Here is a 15,651-nt window from a genome sequence, read left to right as displayed (position 1 = left end):
GCGCTTACTGCCAGCTGCCGATATCGGCATCGATCCCCTCGCCGCCTTCCTTGCCGTCGGCCCCGAAGGTCCAGACGTCGGCCTCGCCGTGCGTGCCGGGTGACGCGTAGAGATACGGGCGACCCCATGGATCGTTGGGCAGCTTCTTGAGATACCCGCCACGCTGATAGCGCGAGGGATCTGTCAGGCCGGCAGGTGCGGTGACGAGCGCGTTCAGACCTTGCGAGGTGTTGGGGAAGGTCATGTTCTGGAGCTTGTAGAGTTCAAGGCCGCCCTCGATCTGGGCGATGTCGGCCTTGGCCTTCTGGATCCGCGCGGTGTCACCCGACGGCAGCACGTTGAGCGCGACGATCGTCGCGAGCAGGCCGATGATGACGATCACCACCATGAGCTCGACGAGAGTAAAGCCTGCCTCGCGGCGCTTCTTTTTGTCTTCTGGACGCATGTACGACCTCATTGTCCGGCCAGCGTGTTGAGCTGGAGGATCGGGAGCAGGATGGATAGCACGATCGTCGCGACGATGCCGCCCATCACGACGATGATCAGCGGTTCGAGCAGCGACAATGCGGTGGCGGTGAAGCGGTCGAACTCGCGTTCGAGATAGTCGGCGGCGCGCTCCAGCATCTCGTCGAGACGACCGGCGGCTTCGCCAGATGCTGCGAGATAGGTCAGCAGCGGGGGGAACACCCCTGCACGGCGCATCGCGGCGGACAAGCTGCCTCCGCCGCGGATCGCCTCGACGATCTGATCGGAGGCGAGGCGCAGGCGGCGATTGTGGATCGTGCTGGCGGTGAGGTTGAGGCCGTCGAGCAGCGGCAGGCGGCTCGCGACCATCGTCCCTAGCGTACGCGCCATCCGCGCGGCGTGGAGGTCGCGGAGCAGCCTGCCGAGCAGCGGAATGCGCAGCAGCCAGCCATCGAAGGCAAGGCGGATCGACGGATCCTTGAGCGCCCGCCACCCGATCAGGCCGCCGCCGACGACGATCAGCAGCATCACCCACCAATAGCCGACGAGGAACGCCGAGAACGCCATCACCATCCGCGTCAGCAACGGCAATTGCTGGCCGACCGTATCGAACTGCTCGACCACCTGGGGGACCACGAACATCATCAGCGCGGTGACGACACCGAAGGCGACGAGCGCCAGAATCGCGGGATACGCTAGCGCGGTGATGAGTTTGCCGCGGATTTCCGCCTGGCGTTCGAGAAGGGCAGCGAGGCGGTCGAGGATCGTCGGCAGCGAACCCGAGCTTTCGCCCGCCGACACCATCGCGCGGTAAAGCGGCGGGAAGCTCTTCGGCTCGCGCGCCATCGCGTCGGCGAGCCTACGGCCTTCGACGACACCCGCGTGGACATGCTGGACGATCGCGCGGACGCTGTCCTGCTCGGTCTGGCGGGTGATCGTGCGGAGCGATTCCTCCAGCGGTGAGACCCGGTTCAGTGTGGCGAGCTGGCGCGTGAAGAGAGTCAGGTTCTTACCCGACATCTTCGGCGTGCCGAGCTGCAGCCCGAAGAGCGGGCGGCCCTTGGTTGCCTGTGGCGGGGCACCGGGGACGATCTTGACGACGTAGAGCTTCCGCGCATCGAGCTTGGCGCGCGCGACGTCGATGTCCGCCGCGGCGATGTGGCCGCGCCGTTCGGCGCCCTTGGTATCGATCACTAGATAGTCGAAGTCCGCCATCATCCTCCCCTGCAAGGGTAGGGGGACCGCCGCGTAGCGGTGGTGGAGGGGGCGTGCCGCGAACATTCCGGTTGTGGTGATCGAGCGTGCGGTAGCGTGGCGATGTACGGCTGGCGGTGCTGGTGCGGTGAACCCCCTCCACCAGCTGCGCTGGTCCCCCTCCCCGTTCCGGGGAGGAATTGTTGCCCCCTACGCAACTGCTACGTCCTCGACGATCTCGGTCGTGTCGCGGCGGGATACTCGGACGGCTTCTTCGGCGGTGGTTTGCCCGATCAGGACCAGGTCGCGCGCCGACTGAGCCAAGTTCGGAGATTTCGCGAACGCGTGCGCGGTGATCTCCGATTCGTGGCCGTCGGTGTTGATCAGGCGGCGGATGGTGTCGTCGATACGGACCGCCTCGAACACGCCGATCCGGCCCTTGTAGCCGGTCTGGTTGCAGTCTTCGCAGCCTTGCGCGACGTAGACTAGCGCGTCCGGCGCGATCCCGAGCAACGGCGCGACGGTATCCGACGCGGGCACGGCCTTGCGGCACGTCGGGCACAGCCGTCGCACGAGCCGTTGGGCGATCACCGCGCGCAGAGTCGAGGCGAGCAGGAAGCTCTCGACCTTCATGTCGCGCATGCGGGTGATCGCGCCGATCGCGTCGTTGGTGTGGACGGTCGACAGCACGAGATGCCCGGTGAGCGACGCCTGCACCGCGATCTCGGCGGTCTCGCGGTCGCGGATTTCGCCGACCATGACGACGTCGGGATCCTGGCGGAGGATCGCGCGAAGGCCCGCCGCGAAGGTCAGGCCGACCTTCGGGTTGACCTGGGTCTGGCCGACGCCGTCGACGGCATACTCGACCGGGTCCTCGACGGTCAGGATGTTGCGGCTGCCGTCGTTAAGCAAACGGAGCGCGGCGTAGAGCGAGGTGGTCTTGCCCGAGCCGGTCGGGCCGGTGACGAGGATGATGCCGTTGGGTTCGCTCAGCGCCTCGTTCAGCAGCGCGAACAAGGCGGGCGGCAGTCCCAGCGCTTCCAGGTCGATGCCGGCATTCTCCTTGTCGAGAATACGCAGCACGACCCGTTCGCCGGCGCGGCTCGGCAGAGTCGAGACGCGGACGTCGAGGAGCTTGCCGCCCAGTGTCAGCCCCATGCGGCCATCCTGCGGCACGCGGCGCTCGGCGATGTCGAGGCGGGCCATCACCTTGATGCGGCTGACGACGACCGGCGCGACGTTGGGCGGCATCCGCAGCGTCTCGCGCAGCACGCCGTCGATCCGCATGCGGACGACGAGGCCGGTCTCGTACGGTTCGATGTGGATATCCGACACGCCGTTGCGCGCGGCGTCGGCGATGATGCCGTTGATCAGCCGGATCGCGGGCGCGTCGTCGGCGGTGTCGAGCAGATCCTCCGCGGTCGGCATGTCGCCGGCGAGCAGGTCAAGTTCGTCGCCCATGCCGACCGCGGCGAGAGCGTTGGCCTGGCCGTCCATCGCGTAGACGTTGGAGAGGAGGCGGTCGAAGGCGATCTGTTCGACGAAGGTCACGTCGAACGGGCGGGCCAGATAGCGGCGCAGTTCGAGCAGGACTTTCGGGTCGGCGCCGGCGCGCATGGCGATCGTGAGGTGCGAGTCGGTATCGGTGTGGTCGACGACGACGCCGAACTTGCGGGCGAAGGCGTAGGGGATGGTTATCTGGGGGAGGTCGGTCGATGATAACGCTTCACTGCTCCCCTCCCGCTTGCGGGAGGGTTCGGGGGAGGGCACGGCATATCCCTCGATCGCTTCGTCCGTGAGTAAGGCAGCCCCTCCCCCGCCCCCTCCCGCAAGCGGGAGTTGAGTAGCGGCGTCGATCTCATGGCCTTCGCGGATGATCATTTCTTGGGCCGGAAGACCATCGTCGAGGTCCGCACGGGGACCGCGATGCGGGGGTCTTCGATGCTGCCGGGGATCGGGCCGGACGGGATCGGCGGCGCGGCGCCCATGTAATCGCGGACGAGCTGGTCGATCGACGGCTCGGCGCCCGGCTCCTGCAAGCCCTGCTGCAACCGGACATAGCCGTAGCGCTGCTCGGTCAACTTGCGGCTGTCCTCCGCGGTGCGCAGGATCGTCGGGCGGATGAAGATCATCAGGTTCGTCTTCGACCGCTGTTTCGCCTTCGAGGTGAACAAATGGCCGAGCACCGGAATGTCGCCGAGCAGCGGGATCTTCTCGATCGTCCGGCGCTCATTATCGTCGAGCAGGCCGCTGATCACTGCGATCTGGCCATCGTCGACGGTGCGGACGGTCTCGACCTCGCGCTTATTGAGGATCAGGTCGCTGTTGTCGCTCGACACTGGCCCTGCGATCGAGCTGACTTCCAGGCGCAGGTTGAGCTTCACCGTGCCCGACGAGTTCACCTGTGGCCGTACGGTCAGCTCGATACCGACATTCTGGCGTTGCGTGGTGCGGAAGGCGTTGTCGAAATTGGTGCTGAGCGCCTGCCCCGTGGTGATCGGGATCTCCTGCCCGACGAGGCTGTGCGCCTCCTGATTGTCGAGCGTGACGAGATGCGGGACCTGGAGCAGGTTCGAGGTCGTGTCGCTCTTCACCGCGTTGATGATCGCGCCGAAGAACGTGCTGCCGATCTTCCCGCCGAATCCGCCAAAACCGCCGGTCGCCGCGAGGATCGAGCTGATCGCCGACTGTTGCAGCGTGTTCGCAGCGTCGCTGGTGGTGTTGGTCGTCGTCGTGCTGCCGTCGGTGTTGACCGTCGTGGTGCTCGACGTGTTGAGCTGGGTCGCGCCGATCGCGCCGGCGATCTGCAGGATGTTGGGTGCGGAGTTGGAGAAGGTCGACGCGCCGAACGCGCCGCCGCTGGGATCGCCAACGATGAACTGCGCGCCGAGCGTGCGGGCGGTCGAATCCGACACTTCGGCGACGATCGCCTCGACCAGCACCTGTTCGCGGCGGGTGTCGAGCTGGCGGACGACGTCATTGAGCTGGCGCTGGATCTCGGCGGGGGCGGCGATGACGATCGCGTTGGCGCCGGCGAAGCGCGTCACGACCGCGGCGGTCTTGCCGCCGGCCGCGGTGATCGCGGGCTGACCCGAGCCGCCGCCCCCGCCGCTCGGCGATGGCCCCGACTGCTGGATCTGCGGCTGCGACATGTTCGACTGGCCGCCCGACGCCCCGTTGGTGCTGCTAGATCCGAAGTTCGAGCGCGACAGGGCTGTCTGCACGGGCTGGGTCGGGGTCTGGCCGACGAGTTCCTGCAACACCGGCAGCAACTGCTCGGCATCGGCATTTTCGAGGAAGACGACCCTGATCTCGGTGCCGTTGCGCGCCTTCTGATCGAGGTCGGCGGCGACCTGTGCGAGGCGGGCGACGGTGGTCGGGTCGCCGCGGAGCGCGACCGCGTTCGAGCCTTCGACGGCGACAACCGAGGCGCTAGGGCCGGTCGCGGCTGCTCCGCCCTGCCCGCCCCCGGTGCCCGCGCCGATCAGGCCCTGGAGCGCGGTGGCGATTTCCTTGGCGCTGGCGTTTTTGAGCGCGACGACACGCGTCGACGAGGTGTCGGTGTCGATCCGGCGGAGGACTTCGCGGATGCGGCGGATGTTGTCGGCGAAATCGACGACGACTAGGCTGTTGCCGCCGCGGTTGGCGCTGACCGAGCCTTGCGCGCTGACGAGCGGGCGGACCGTCTCCACCGCGGACTGCGCGTCGATCGCACGGAGGCGGACGATCTCGGTGACGTAGCTGTTGCGCGCCGCCCCCGCGACGCCGATCCGGCTCGGCTGCGAAGCGGCGTTGTCGAGCGGCTGGACCCGGAACGCGCCGTTCGAGGTCGGCACCGCGACAAGGCCGTTGGCGCGCAGGGTCGAAAGGAAGACCTCGAAATATTCGGAGCGCGACAGCGGCCGATCGGTGACGACGGTCACCTTCCCCGCGACGCGGTTGTCGATGATGAAGGTCCGCCCGGTGACCTTGGCGGCATCGGCGATGAACGCGCGGATATCGGCGTCGCGGACGTTGAGCGTGGTTTGTGCGTGGACGCCTGCCGCCAGCGCGAGCGCAACGACCGGACCGAGGATCAGTTTTTTCATTGGGGAGACGCAATCGTGATGGCGAGCGACAGAGTGTCCTGTCCGCGTTCTACAGTGATGGGGACGTTGCCGCCGCCCGCGAAATCCTTGGTGATCCGGTCCAGATCGCCGGGACCCGTGACCGGCCGCCCACCGATCGACGTGACGACGTCGCCGTCTTTCAGTCCGGCAGCACGAAACACGGCACCCGAACCCTGTGATCGAAGCGTCAACCCACTGATCCGACCGCCGTCGATCCTCGGGATGAACCCGATCTCGGTACGCAATTTCGCAATCGGGATGCCAGCCGCGTCGGAGGCCGGGGCCGCCGTCGTAGCGCCTGGTACGACTGGCGTTACCGCAGCGGACTGATCGAGAAACAGATCCTCGTCGGCACCACCGCGGTCGATCGTGACATGATCGAACGCGACCGCCTTCAGACGTACCCCGGGCTGGATCTCGTCGCCGATCCCAACGCTTTGCTGAACGCCATCAGGGCCCGCAATGATCGCGGAACTCCGCCCCATCGCCTCGTCCAGACGCGTACCGAAGAGCGTGAGTTGAAGCGACGTAACCGTCGTCGGCGCGCCACCTGACGCATCGGAGCGAAAGAACGGGTCGAAATCGCGCAGGATATCGGCAGGCGATCCGACGACCATCGGCACCGCCGGTCGCCAGTCGCCAAGCGGCGTGATCGGCGTCACCACCGTCCAGGCCAGCCGCGCGCACTGCACCGCCAGCCCGGCCAGCAGCGCGAGTTCGACCACACTATAGACATTCACGACGGGCATACGCCGCAAGATACGGCGCGCTCGCGCGTCCAGCTTCAATCGCATGCGCGACCCACCCCAATTTCCCGCATCTCGTCGCGTAGGCATGCCATGTTACAATTCCGCGTCAATGCCTTGCGCCGTGTTCATGTGCAATCTGATACAGCCCGCCCCGGAATGAAGGACGGGGTAGCGCATCGCCTCGACGATGGGCAGAACACGCGGATGTTCGAGCATCTCTCCTCCAGCGGCTCCGGCCTGCCCCCCGAACCGGTCATCGCGCGCCTGTCCGTCCCCGGCGTGCAGCGGGTGCCTAGCGCGAAGCTCGACCTGTTCGTGCGCAAGGACTTCCTGCCGCCAGAGCTGTGTGCGGCGCTGATCGAGCGGATCGATGCGGTGCGGCGACCATCGACGATCTCCGATTCGAACGGCGATGCGAGCTATCGGACGAGCGAGACGGGTGACCTGTCGGCAGAGGATCCCGCGGTGGTCGAGGTCGAGCGTCGGATCCTGGCGCTGACCGGGCTCGACCCGGCGCATGGCGAACCGTTGCAGGGGCAACGCTATGCGGTCGGGCAGGAGTTCAAGGGCCACACCGATTATTTCGAGCCGAGCGGCATCGATTACCAGCGCTATTGCGGAGTCGCGGGAAATCGGACGTGGACCGTGATGGTCTATCTCAACCAGCCCGAAGCCGGCGGCGCGACGCGGTTCAAGGCGATCGACAAGATCGTCCAGCCGGAGACGGGCAAGCTGCTCGCGTGGAACAACCGGCGTGCGGACGGAAGCCTGAATGCGGCGACGCTGCATCACGGGATGAAGGTGCGCGCAGGGGTCAAATACGTGATCACGAAATGGTTTCGGGAGAAGGAGTGGCGGTGAGGCGTGGTGCTTCGATCCTCCCCCGCCAGCGGGAGGTGGCTGGCGCTTGCCAGACGGAGGGGGCGGAAAGGGTAACCCCTGTTTCGTGTCCTCCCCCTCCGTCGCTTCGCGCCACCTCCCCCTGGCGGGGGAGGATTTGCAAACGTTCGGTCCCGAACGCCCTTAGAACTGTACGCTCGCTCCCAGCGTGAACACACGGCCCAGCTTGTAGCGGTTGATGTCGACTTCGTTGCCGTTCGAGAAGGTCTGGTACTCGCGGTAACCGGTGCCGGTCAGGTTGCGGGCCTCGAACTTCACCTCGATCTGCTTGCCCGCCACTGCGATGCCCTGGCGCGCGACGACGTCGAAGCGGATGCCGGGCTTCTCGATCAGGTCGGGCAGGCGAACGCCGCCGCCGCCGCCGACCGGGCCGCGGTTCGTCACGCGGTCGCTGGCGTAGTTGAACAGGAACGTCAGCTGCGACAGGCTGGCCTTGTCCTCGATCCCGAGTTGCAGATTGACGAGGTGATCCGACTGGCCGGTCAGCGCCGCGCCGTCCTGGAACAGAACGTTGGCGGGACGCAGGCTGGCGGTCGTGCCGTTGGACTGGATCGGGCTGGCGATCAGCTCGTCGCCGATCTTCAACGCCGAATGCGTGTAGGTGTAGTTGGCGATCGCGACGAGGCGGCGGGTCGCGAAGAAATCGCCGCCTACGCCGTCGAGCGGGATATATTTCTGAAGCTCGACCTCGCCGCCGTACAGGTCCGCGCGCGGTGCGTTGGCGAAGCCGGTCTGGAGCGTGTCGCTACCGGCCGGGAAGAACGCGACCGCCTCGATCGGGTTGTCGATGCGCTTGTAGAAGCCTGCCAGATTGAACTTCTGGTCGCGCGCGAAATACCATTCGTAGCGCAGTTCGCCATTATATAGCTGCGAGTCGGTCAGGAACGGGTTGCCGAAGAACAGGCGATCGCTCTCGAAATCCTGGTAGAGCTGGGGTGCGAGTTCGCGGAACTGCGGCCGCGCCAGCGTCTTCGACATATGCCCGCGAAGCTGCATGTCGGACGCGAAATTCCACGTCACCGTGACGGCGGGAAGCCAATAGGACCGCGCGAGGTTGGTCTGCGCGAACGAGACGCCGACGCCACCGCCCGGCAGCACCGTCTCCAGTGCGTCCTCGTAGCGGATGCCGACATTGGCGCGCAGGCCGTCGGTGATCTCGCCCTCGACCTGGGCATAGGCACCGTGGATCCGCAGCGACGCATCATAGGTCGGCGCGCAGGTCGGTGCGACGCAGGTGTTCGCGAGGCCGATGCCATAGGTCTGGAGGTTGAAGTCCGACAGCAGGAAGTCGGGCCGCTGCTGTGCGACCGCATCGGTCAGCGCCACGTTGCCCGCGGTCTGGTAGCGGAAGGTGTAGCGGCTCGAGGTGCGATCGGTGTCGCTATAGGCATAGCCGACCGACAGCGCGAACGGGCGGTCGAATGGCACGTTCCAGGTGAGGTTGGCCTGTCCCGACCACAAGGTCTCGTCGAGTTCGCTGAACGCGACCGTCGCGCTCTGCAAGCCGCTGAGGTTGTTCGTGTAGTCGCCGACGTTCTCGTTATATTGATAGGTGAACTGGCGCTCGTAGGGCGAGTTGCGCTCGGTCTTGGCATAGCTGCCGCGGGTATCGAGCGCGAAATCGCCGAACTTGAACTCGCCGACCAGCTGCGTGTCCATCAACTGGCGTTCGAACCAGCTGGTGTTCTGGACGATGAACGGCTGGATGCCGGCGACATCGCCGATGTTCGAGGTCGAGCCGGTGCTGAGGCGCCCCTGCTTCAGCGTGTCGTGAATGTAGAGGTTGGTCCAGCGGATCTTGTTCTCGCCGAACTCCGCGCCGAAGCCGAGCAAGCCGTTGACGATCGAACGGTTGTCGGTCAGCACCGTGCGGAAATCGCGCGTGAGGATGCCGCCGACGTCGTCGGTCGACTGCTGGATCGTGTCGCGCGTCCGCCACGTGTTGCTGATCCCGGCCGCGGCGATCACGCCGACCCGGGTGCTGCCGATATCGGCCGAGGTGCCGAAGCTGGTCTCGCCCGACAGATTGGCGGGGATCTGGTTGTTCTGTTGCAGCAAGCTCGTCTTGGCGTTCGACAGCGCGGTGATCTGCGCGCCGGTCAGCGACGTACCGTCTGCGCCCGCCGTCTTGATGAAGCCGGGAACCTTGCGCTCGCCGCTGTCGAAACCGGTCCAGTCGTGCTTGCCGCCATCATAGACATAGCCGAGCTCGCTGGTCGTGACGGTGTCCGCGCCGACCGAGCCGCCGAACTGGAAGAACGTCTTTTCGGGGACGGCCTTGGTCGTCAGGTTGATGACGCCGCCGCCGAATTCACCCGAGTAATTGACCGAATAGCTCTTCTGGACGACCGCCGATGCGATCACGTTGGTCGGGAAGATGTCGAGTGGGACGACGCGGCGAAGCGGCTCCGGCGACGGCAGCGGCGAGCCGTTGAGCAGCGACGACGAATACCGATCGCCGAGACCGCGGACATAGACCAGCCCGTTGCCGACCACCGACAGGCCGGTCACGCGCTGCAGGGCGCCGGCGATATCGCCTTCGCCGGTCCGCGCGATATCGGCGGACGATAGCACGTTGACGACCGCGGCGGTGGCACGCACCGCATTGGGGACGTTGCGACCGACGACGACGATGTCCTCACCGCTCCCGCTACCGCCGGGCGTCGAGATTTCGACCTGCTCCTGCTGCTGCGCGGCTGCCGCGGCGGGATCCGTACGATCCTCCACCGGCGTGCCCGCCTGTGGCGATACGACACTCCCTGCTGGAGCGCTTTGCGCGAACGACTGCGCCGGGACGAGCGTCGTCGTCGCGAGCAGGACGGAGACGAGAACGGATGACTTCATGGCTGCCCCGGCAACAAGAGGAATTCGGTAGGTAAAAGGCTGCGCTGCGGGCCCCCGCCCACCGCGCAGCCTCAGGCTTGCGTCGGTGTCAGCTGGTCGGCAGCGCGGTGCAGGCGGTGCTGGTCGTACCGAAGCTCGCGCGGTTCGAGTTGCAGGTCCAACCACGGTACCAGGTGTCGGTGCTGCCGTTGACCGCGCCGACATAGCTCGTGTTCACGAAGAACGAGCTGCCCGACGGGTTGAGCGTCGCCGCGTTGAACGCGGTGGTCGTGGTCGACACGCCGGCCGGCAGGAACGTGCCCGTGACGGCCGAACCGACGGCCGCGCTCTCGGTGTTGTTGGTGCCGGCGCGGAACAGCGCCTGCTGCTCTTCGGTCGTCACGGTGATGCCGTTGACGGTGGTCGTCGCATACGGCGTCAGGCAGCTGAACACGACCGAGTTGAACACCGGCGGGCCCTTGTCTTCCAGCGTCGTGCTGGCGGGACGGATGGTCGTCTTGCCGCCTGCATCGGCGCCGGCGATGACGTTCAGGCATGCGCTGCTCGGATTGCTGACGATGCCGTTGACGAAGGTCGCATCGGCACCACCGCGCAGACGGATCGCCGCGTTGGTCGCGGTCGAGGTCTGGATGAAGGTGAAGTTGGCGAGGTTGTAAGCCTGGCGCGGCACGGCATCTTCCGAACCGTTCGAGTCGATCTCGGTCGAGTAGTTGTCGGTCTGCGTGTTGTTCGGCTTCTGGATCGCTAGCACGAACTGCACGAAACCCTGCCAGCCGACATCGGTATCCAAGCCGTCATCGTCCGAACCGGTCAGCGCCAGATAGCGCAGGTTGCTGCGGCCGCCGAAGATCTCGATGCCGTCGTCCGAGCTGTTGTGGATCTGGATGTGATCGAGCACGGTCGCAGAGCCGGTGCCGCCGAGCGTCAGGCCCTGAAGCTCGTTGTTCGGGCTGATGACGGTGCCAGAATACCGGATCTGGACGTAACGGATGGTGCCGCTGTTGTCGGTCGGGATGGCGCCACCGTACAATGCGGTGCTGGTGCCCTCGACGACGTTCTCGCAGGCTGCGTTACCGCCGGGGACGGTGGTGTTGCAGTTCGAGATCGGCGCGCGACCCGCCAGGATGATGCCACCCCACAGGCCCTGCGATTCGTCGGTGACGCCGCCGGTCAGGTTAGCCTGTGCGGTGAAGATGATCGGCTGCGTCTCGGTGCCCTCGGCGATCAGCTTCGAGCCGCGGTTGACGACCATATAGTCGTTGTCCGCGTTGGTGGTGTTCGCATAGACCAGCGAGCCGGCCGCGATCGTCAGCGTGGTGGGGATGCCCGTCGGCGCGGTGCCGGCGCCACCGATGTCGACACCGACATCGACGCGGCCGTTGATCTCGTAGGCGACGCCCGCGACCTTCGGCAGGCTGAGCGCGGAGGTGATCAGCGACGGTAGGCGGCACGAACGGTAATTGCCGAGCACACCGACGTCGGTAGTGCCGGTCGGGCACGACGTGGCGGGCGTACCCGGGGTCGGCGTCGGGGTCGGCGAAGGGGTCGGGCTCGGCGTCGGCGTACCCGGAACGACGATCACGCCCTCACCCGGCGAGGCGACACTGTCGGCGCCATCGCAGGCCGAGAGTGCGAGGCAGGCGGTGCCGGCCAGCAGAACGAGACTCGTGCGCTTGAAGATGGTCATTCGAGAGACTCCCGGTCGAAATCGTTGATCTGATGGATCGACTCAGGCTCCCCCCTGCCGACCTCGATTAGGCGACTATGCGGGGCGCGTGACGTTACGATGCGATTTGCGTGACGCTTGCATGACTGGGATATGACCGTTCGATGACAGTGCGCCCGGCGACGGGTTGAAATCGGCACGCACGAACACATCTCTTCCGATCCGGCGCGCGATGATTTACAGGCGCAGCCAGAGTCACCGCCGGCGCATCCCTGCGACCGTGCGGCCAGACCATCATTACAGGATATCTCGACGACAATGGCCTCTTTCAAGGACCCCAGTTTCCAGGACCGCACGAGCAGCGCAGCCGCCGCCAAGCAGAAGGCGCTCGAAGCGCTGAAGGCGAAGCCGCCGATCGACGAAGCCGTCGTCGCCGAGCGCCTTGCCGCGCGCGAAGCCAAGGAGCTCGCCGAGCGCGAGAAGCGCGCCGCCAAGCGTGCGGCCGAGGACGAGGCAAAGGCTGCGAAGAAGGCCGAGGCCGAGATCGCGGCCGCAAAGAAGCGCGAGGCCGAGGCCAAGGTCGAGCTGACCGATGCCGAGAAGAAGGCCATTCGCGACGCGAAATACGCCGCGCGAAAGAACAAGAAGAAGTAAGTCGCGTGCGCGGATCCGTCTCGGCGGATCCGCCCGCTACAGCGCGCGTCCTGCTACCGCGCTGAGTTTCGCCACCAGCGACGGATCGCGCACATCGCGCGCGGTGATGATCGCGGTGTCGAGACACGTATCGATCGGTGAAGCCTCGCGCTCCATCGGCAGATTGCGCAATAGCGTCATCACCATCGCCCGGGCTTTCTCCGCGTTCGCGCCGAGTTGCGCGATCACCTGCGCGACGTCGACGCCCGCCTCGTCCTCGCGCCAGCAATCGTAATCCGTCACCATGCCGACCAGCGCGTAGGGCAGCTCCGCCTCGCGCGCGAGCTTCGCCTCGGGCATCGCGGTCATCCCGATCACGTCGCAGCCCCATTGGCGATAGAGAAGACTTTCCGCGCGCGTGGAGAATTGCGGCCCCTCCATCGCGAGATAGGTGCCGCGGTCGTCGACCTGAACGCCGGCTTCTCGCGCCGCTTGGGCCGCATAGCGCGACAGTCGGGCGCATACCGGATCGGCCATCGAGACATGCGCGACGAGGCCGGTGCCGAAGAAGCTCGACAGGCGGCCCTTGGTGCGATCGATGAACTGATCGACGATGGTGAAGCTGCCGGGCGGGCGTGCCTCGACCAGCGACCCAACCGACGACACCGCCAGGACGTCGGTCACCCCGAGCCGCTTCAGCCCGTCGATGTTTGCGCGCGCATTGAGGTCTGAGGGCGCAATGCGATGCCCTCGCCCGTGTCGTGGAAGGAATGCGACGTTCACGTGGCCGACGCGGCCGGTGAAAATCGCGTCGGAGGGCTCACCCCAGGGCGTCTCCACCGTTTGCCAGCGACCGTCCTCGATCCCGTCGACCGCGTACAACCCCGAGCCGCCGATGATCCCGATCGTCCAGCCGGTCATTCTGCGGCACTCATTCCGCGAGCGCTCGCGGCCGGGCGTAGATGAAGTAGATCACCAGCCCGAGCAGGTTCCACAGACCGAAATACAGCTGCGTCTTCGAGGGCAGGCTGACGAACAAGTACAGGCAGCCAAGGATGCCGATCGTGCCGACCAACGTCGCCGCCGGCGCGCGGAACGTCCGGACCGCATCGGGCGCACGGCGGCGCATCACCAGCATGCAGGCGCAGACCGCGACGAACGCCGCGAGCGTGCCGGCGTTAGCCAGCGCGGCGATCTCGGCGAGCGGCAACAGGCCGGCGATCACCGCGACGATCGCCGCGGTGATCCAGGTGATGCGGACGGGGGCGCCTCGCTTCGAAACCTTGGCAAGGCTCAACGGGAGCAGTCCGTCACGCGCCATCGTGAAGAAGATCCGGCTCTGCCCGAACAGGAAGGCGAGCAGCACCGTCGGCAACGCGATGACCGCGGACGCGCCGAGAAACGTCGCGAACCCGGGCCGGCCGATCTCGCGCAGGATCAGCGCGAGCGGCTCGGCGCTGCCGGCGAACCGGGTATAGGACAGCGCGCCGACCGCGGCGACCGCGACCAGGATGTAGATCGCGATGCACGCGACCATCGACCCGACGATGCCGATCGCGAGATCGCGGCCGGGGTTCTTGGTCTCCTCCGCCGCGGTCGAGATTGCGTCGAATCCGTAGAAGGCGAAGAAGATGATCGCCGCCGCCGCCATGACGCCGCGTTCGGCACCGTCGGGCTGGACCGCCTTGGGGAAGCCGTAGGGCATGAACGGATGCAGGTTGGCGCTATTGAAATACTTCAGCGCGATGAACACGAACACGGTCAGCGCGATCATCTTCACAGCCACCAGCACCGCGTTCAGCGTCGCACTCTCGCGCGTGCCGAACGACAGCACGCCAGCGACGACCGCGATGATGAAGATCGCCGGCACGTTTAGGATGCCGCCGAGTTCGGGGCTGAGCGTCAGCGCCTCGGGAAACCCGAACGCACCGCGCAGCAACGGCGCCGCGTACCCCGACCAGCCGACCGCGACGGTCGACACGACGAGCGAATATTCGAGGATCAGCGACCAGCCGATCACCCACGCGATCAGCTCGCCGAGCACCACATAGCTGTAGGTGTACGCACTGCCCGACGCCGGGATCATCGTCGCCATCTCGGCATAGGCGAGCGCCGCGCAGGCGCAGATCCCGCCGGCGATAACGAACGACAGGATCACGGCCGGCCCGGCGAGCCCTGCGCCAACGCCGATCAGCGTCAGGATACCGGTGCCGACGATCCCGCCGACGCCCATCGCGACGAGGTGCGGCCACGACAGGGTGCGCGCGAGCTGATGCTCGGGCGGCTGCTCGGTGACGATTTTTCGGCGAAACAGACTGGCCACGGATATCCCCTTTGTTGGCGCGGGGAGTGGCACAGGAGGGGCGCGGCGGGCAAGGCTAGCGGTCAGTTAGCGGGAACTGCCCCGTCCTCCGTCATGCCGGGTTCGTTCCGGCATCCACGGCTCCGCACATTCGAGAAATCTGAGTTCGCGGAACGGTGGCCCCCGGAACCAGTCCGGGGTGACGGAGGGAGTGGAACGCCGTCACCCGCACCTCCTTGTTCTCCCGCGAAGGCGGGGGCCCATTCTGGGTCCCCGCCTTCGCGGGGACACACGCTATTTTAAAGCGATTCTTAAACGGTGAAGCTTTCCCCACACCCGCACGCACCCTTGGCGTTCGGGTTCTGGAACACGAAGCCGGCGGTGAAGTCGTCCTCAACCCAATCCATCGTCGAGCCGATCAGATACAGGATCGACCCGCCATCAACGAACAGGATGCCGCCGGGCGTCTCGATTCGCTCGTCGAACGGCTTGGCCTCGCTCACGTAATCCACCGAATACGCCAGCCCCGAACACCCCCGCTTGGGCGTCGACAGCTTCACCCCGATAGCGTCCGCTGGCGCGCGCGCCATCAGATCCGCGATCCGCGCGTGGGCCGTCGCCGTAAGGTTCAGCGCCGCCGGCCGTGCTCGCAATGTCGTCGCCATCTCTTTTTCCTTCCCCCCCTCCCGCGAGCGGGAGGGGCCGGGGGTGGGCTCCCGGCCAGCCATTCGAACCGTAATCAACGACGTGAGCGCGAGCCCACCCCCTTCTCCTCCCGCATGCGGGAGG

Annotated in this window: 12 protein-coding genes; 2 read left to right on the top strand and 10 right to left on the bottom strand. The window is 66.4% G+C overall.

From position 1 onward, the window contains the following. Positions 1 to 4: 4 nt before the first annotated feature. From gspG to U1737_RS00620, 5 genes are all read right to left on the bottom strand, one after another. Entirely contained in the window at positions 5 to 445 is a 441-nt protein-coding gene (gene gspG, locus U1737_RS00640; protein WP_248521204.1) for a type II secretion system major pseudopilin GspG, read from the bottom strand. A gap of 8 nt (positions 446 to 453) precedes the next feature. After that, positions 454 to 1,680: a type II secretion system inner membrane protein GspF gene (gene gspF, locus U1737_RS00635; RefSeq protein WP_332795220.1), complete on the bottom strand. Its 1,227-nt coding sequence runs from the start codon at positions 1,678 to 1,680 to the stop codon at positions 454 to 456. A 189-nt stretch (positions 1,681 to 1,869) separates the two neighbouring features. Continuing rightward, positions 1,870 to 3,540 (bottom strand): GspE/PulE family protein, encoded by a 1,671-nt coding sequence (locus U1737_RS00630; RefSeq protein ID WP_443027062.1) that lies wholly within the window; start codon positions 3,538 to 3,540, stop codon positions 1,870 to 1,872. Further along, on the bottom strand, positions 3,537 to 5,747 hold the full coding sequence (gene gspD, locus U1737_RS00625; RefSeq protein WP_332795219.1) for a type II secretion system secretin GspD: 2,211 nt from the start codon (positions 5,745 to 5,747) through the stop codon (positions 3,537 to 3,539). Before gspD ends, U1737_RS00630 begins: the two co-directional genes overlap by 4 nt. Then, complete coding sequence (locus U1737_RS00620) at positions 5,744 to 6,517, bottom strand: type II secretion system protein N (RefSeq protein ID WP_332795619.1); 774 nt, start codon at positions 6,515 to 6,517, stop codon at positions 5,744 to 5,746. The genes gspD and U1737_RS00620 overlap by 4 nt, the downstream gene beginning before the upstream one ends. A 204-nt stretch (positions 6,518 to 6,721) precedes the next feature. Here U1737_RS00620 and U1737_RS00615 point away from each other — a divergent pair, with 204 nt between their 5' ends. Then, a complete protein-coding gene (locus tag U1737_RS00615; RefSeq protein ID WP_248521489.1) occupies positions 6,722 to 7,378 on the top strand; it encodes a prolyl hydroxylase family protein in 657 nt (218 codons plus the stop codon). Positions 7,379 to 7,540: 162 nt separating this feature from the next. Here the strand turns inward: U1737_RS00615 and U1737_RS00610 are convergent, their stop codons facing one another. After that, positions 7,541 to 10,261 (bottom strand): TonB-dependent receptor domain-containing protein, encoded by a 2,721-nt coding sequence (locus tag U1737_RS00610; RefSeq protein ID WP_332795218.1) that lies wholly within the window; start codon positions 10,259 to 10,261, stop codon positions 7,541 to 7,543. A gap of 88 nt (positions 10,262 to 10,349) precedes the next feature. Beyond that, positions 10,350 to 11,948 carry a beta-helix domain-containing protein gene (locus tag U1737_RS00605; RefSeq protein ID WP_332795217.1) on the bottom strand — a complete coding sequence of 533 codons (1,599 nt, stop codon included), beginning with the start codon at positions 11,946 to 11,948 and terminating at the stop codon, positions 10,350 to 10,352. Between the two features lie 297 nt (positions 11,949 to 12,245). On the opposite strand from U1737_RS00605, the gene U1737_RS00600 reads away from it, so the two are divergent. Further along, the gene (locus tag U1737_RS00600; protein WP_248521212.1) at positions 12,246 to 12,581 is read left to right on the top strand and encodes a DUF6481 family protein; all 336 of its coding nucleotides are present in this window, start codon (positions 12,246 to 12,248) and stop codon (positions 12,579 to 12,581) included. Positions 12,582 to 12,617: 36 nt separating this feature from the next. On the opposite strand, the gene U1737_RS00595 is transcribed toward U1737_RS00600, so the two are convergent. The 3 genes from U1737_RS00595 to U1737_RS00585 form a co-directional block, all read right to left on the bottom strand. Then, entirely contained in the window at positions 12,618 to 13,481 is an 864-nt protein-coding gene (locus U1737_RS00595) for an S-methyl-5'-thioadenosine phosphorylase (protein WP_248521213.1), read from the bottom strand. Between the two features lie 10 nt (positions 13,482 to 13,491). Next, positions 13,492 to 14,883 carry an amino acid permease gene (locus U1737_RS00590; protein WP_332795216.1) on the bottom strand — a complete coding sequence of 464 codons (1,392 nt, stop codon included), beginning with the start codon at positions 14,881 to 14,883 and terminating at the stop codon, positions 13,492 to 13,494. A gap of 290 nt (positions 14,884 to 15,173) precedes the next feature. After that, on the bottom strand, positions 15,174 to 15,527 hold the full coding sequence (locus U1737_RS00585; RefSeq protein ID WP_248521215.1) for a HesB/IscA family protein: 354 nt from the start codon (positions 15,525 to 15,527) through the stop codon (positions 15,174 to 15,176). Between the last annotated feature and the right edge of the window lie 124 nt (positions 15,528 to 15,651).

This window comes from Sphingomonas fucosidasi, assembly GCF_036663855.1.
Classification (GTDB): Bacteria; Pseudomonadota; Alphaproteobacteria; order Sphingomonadales; family Sphingomonadaceae; genus Sphingomonas; species Sphingomonas faeni_B.
This window is presented reverse-complemented; position numbering and strand designations above follow the sequence as displayed.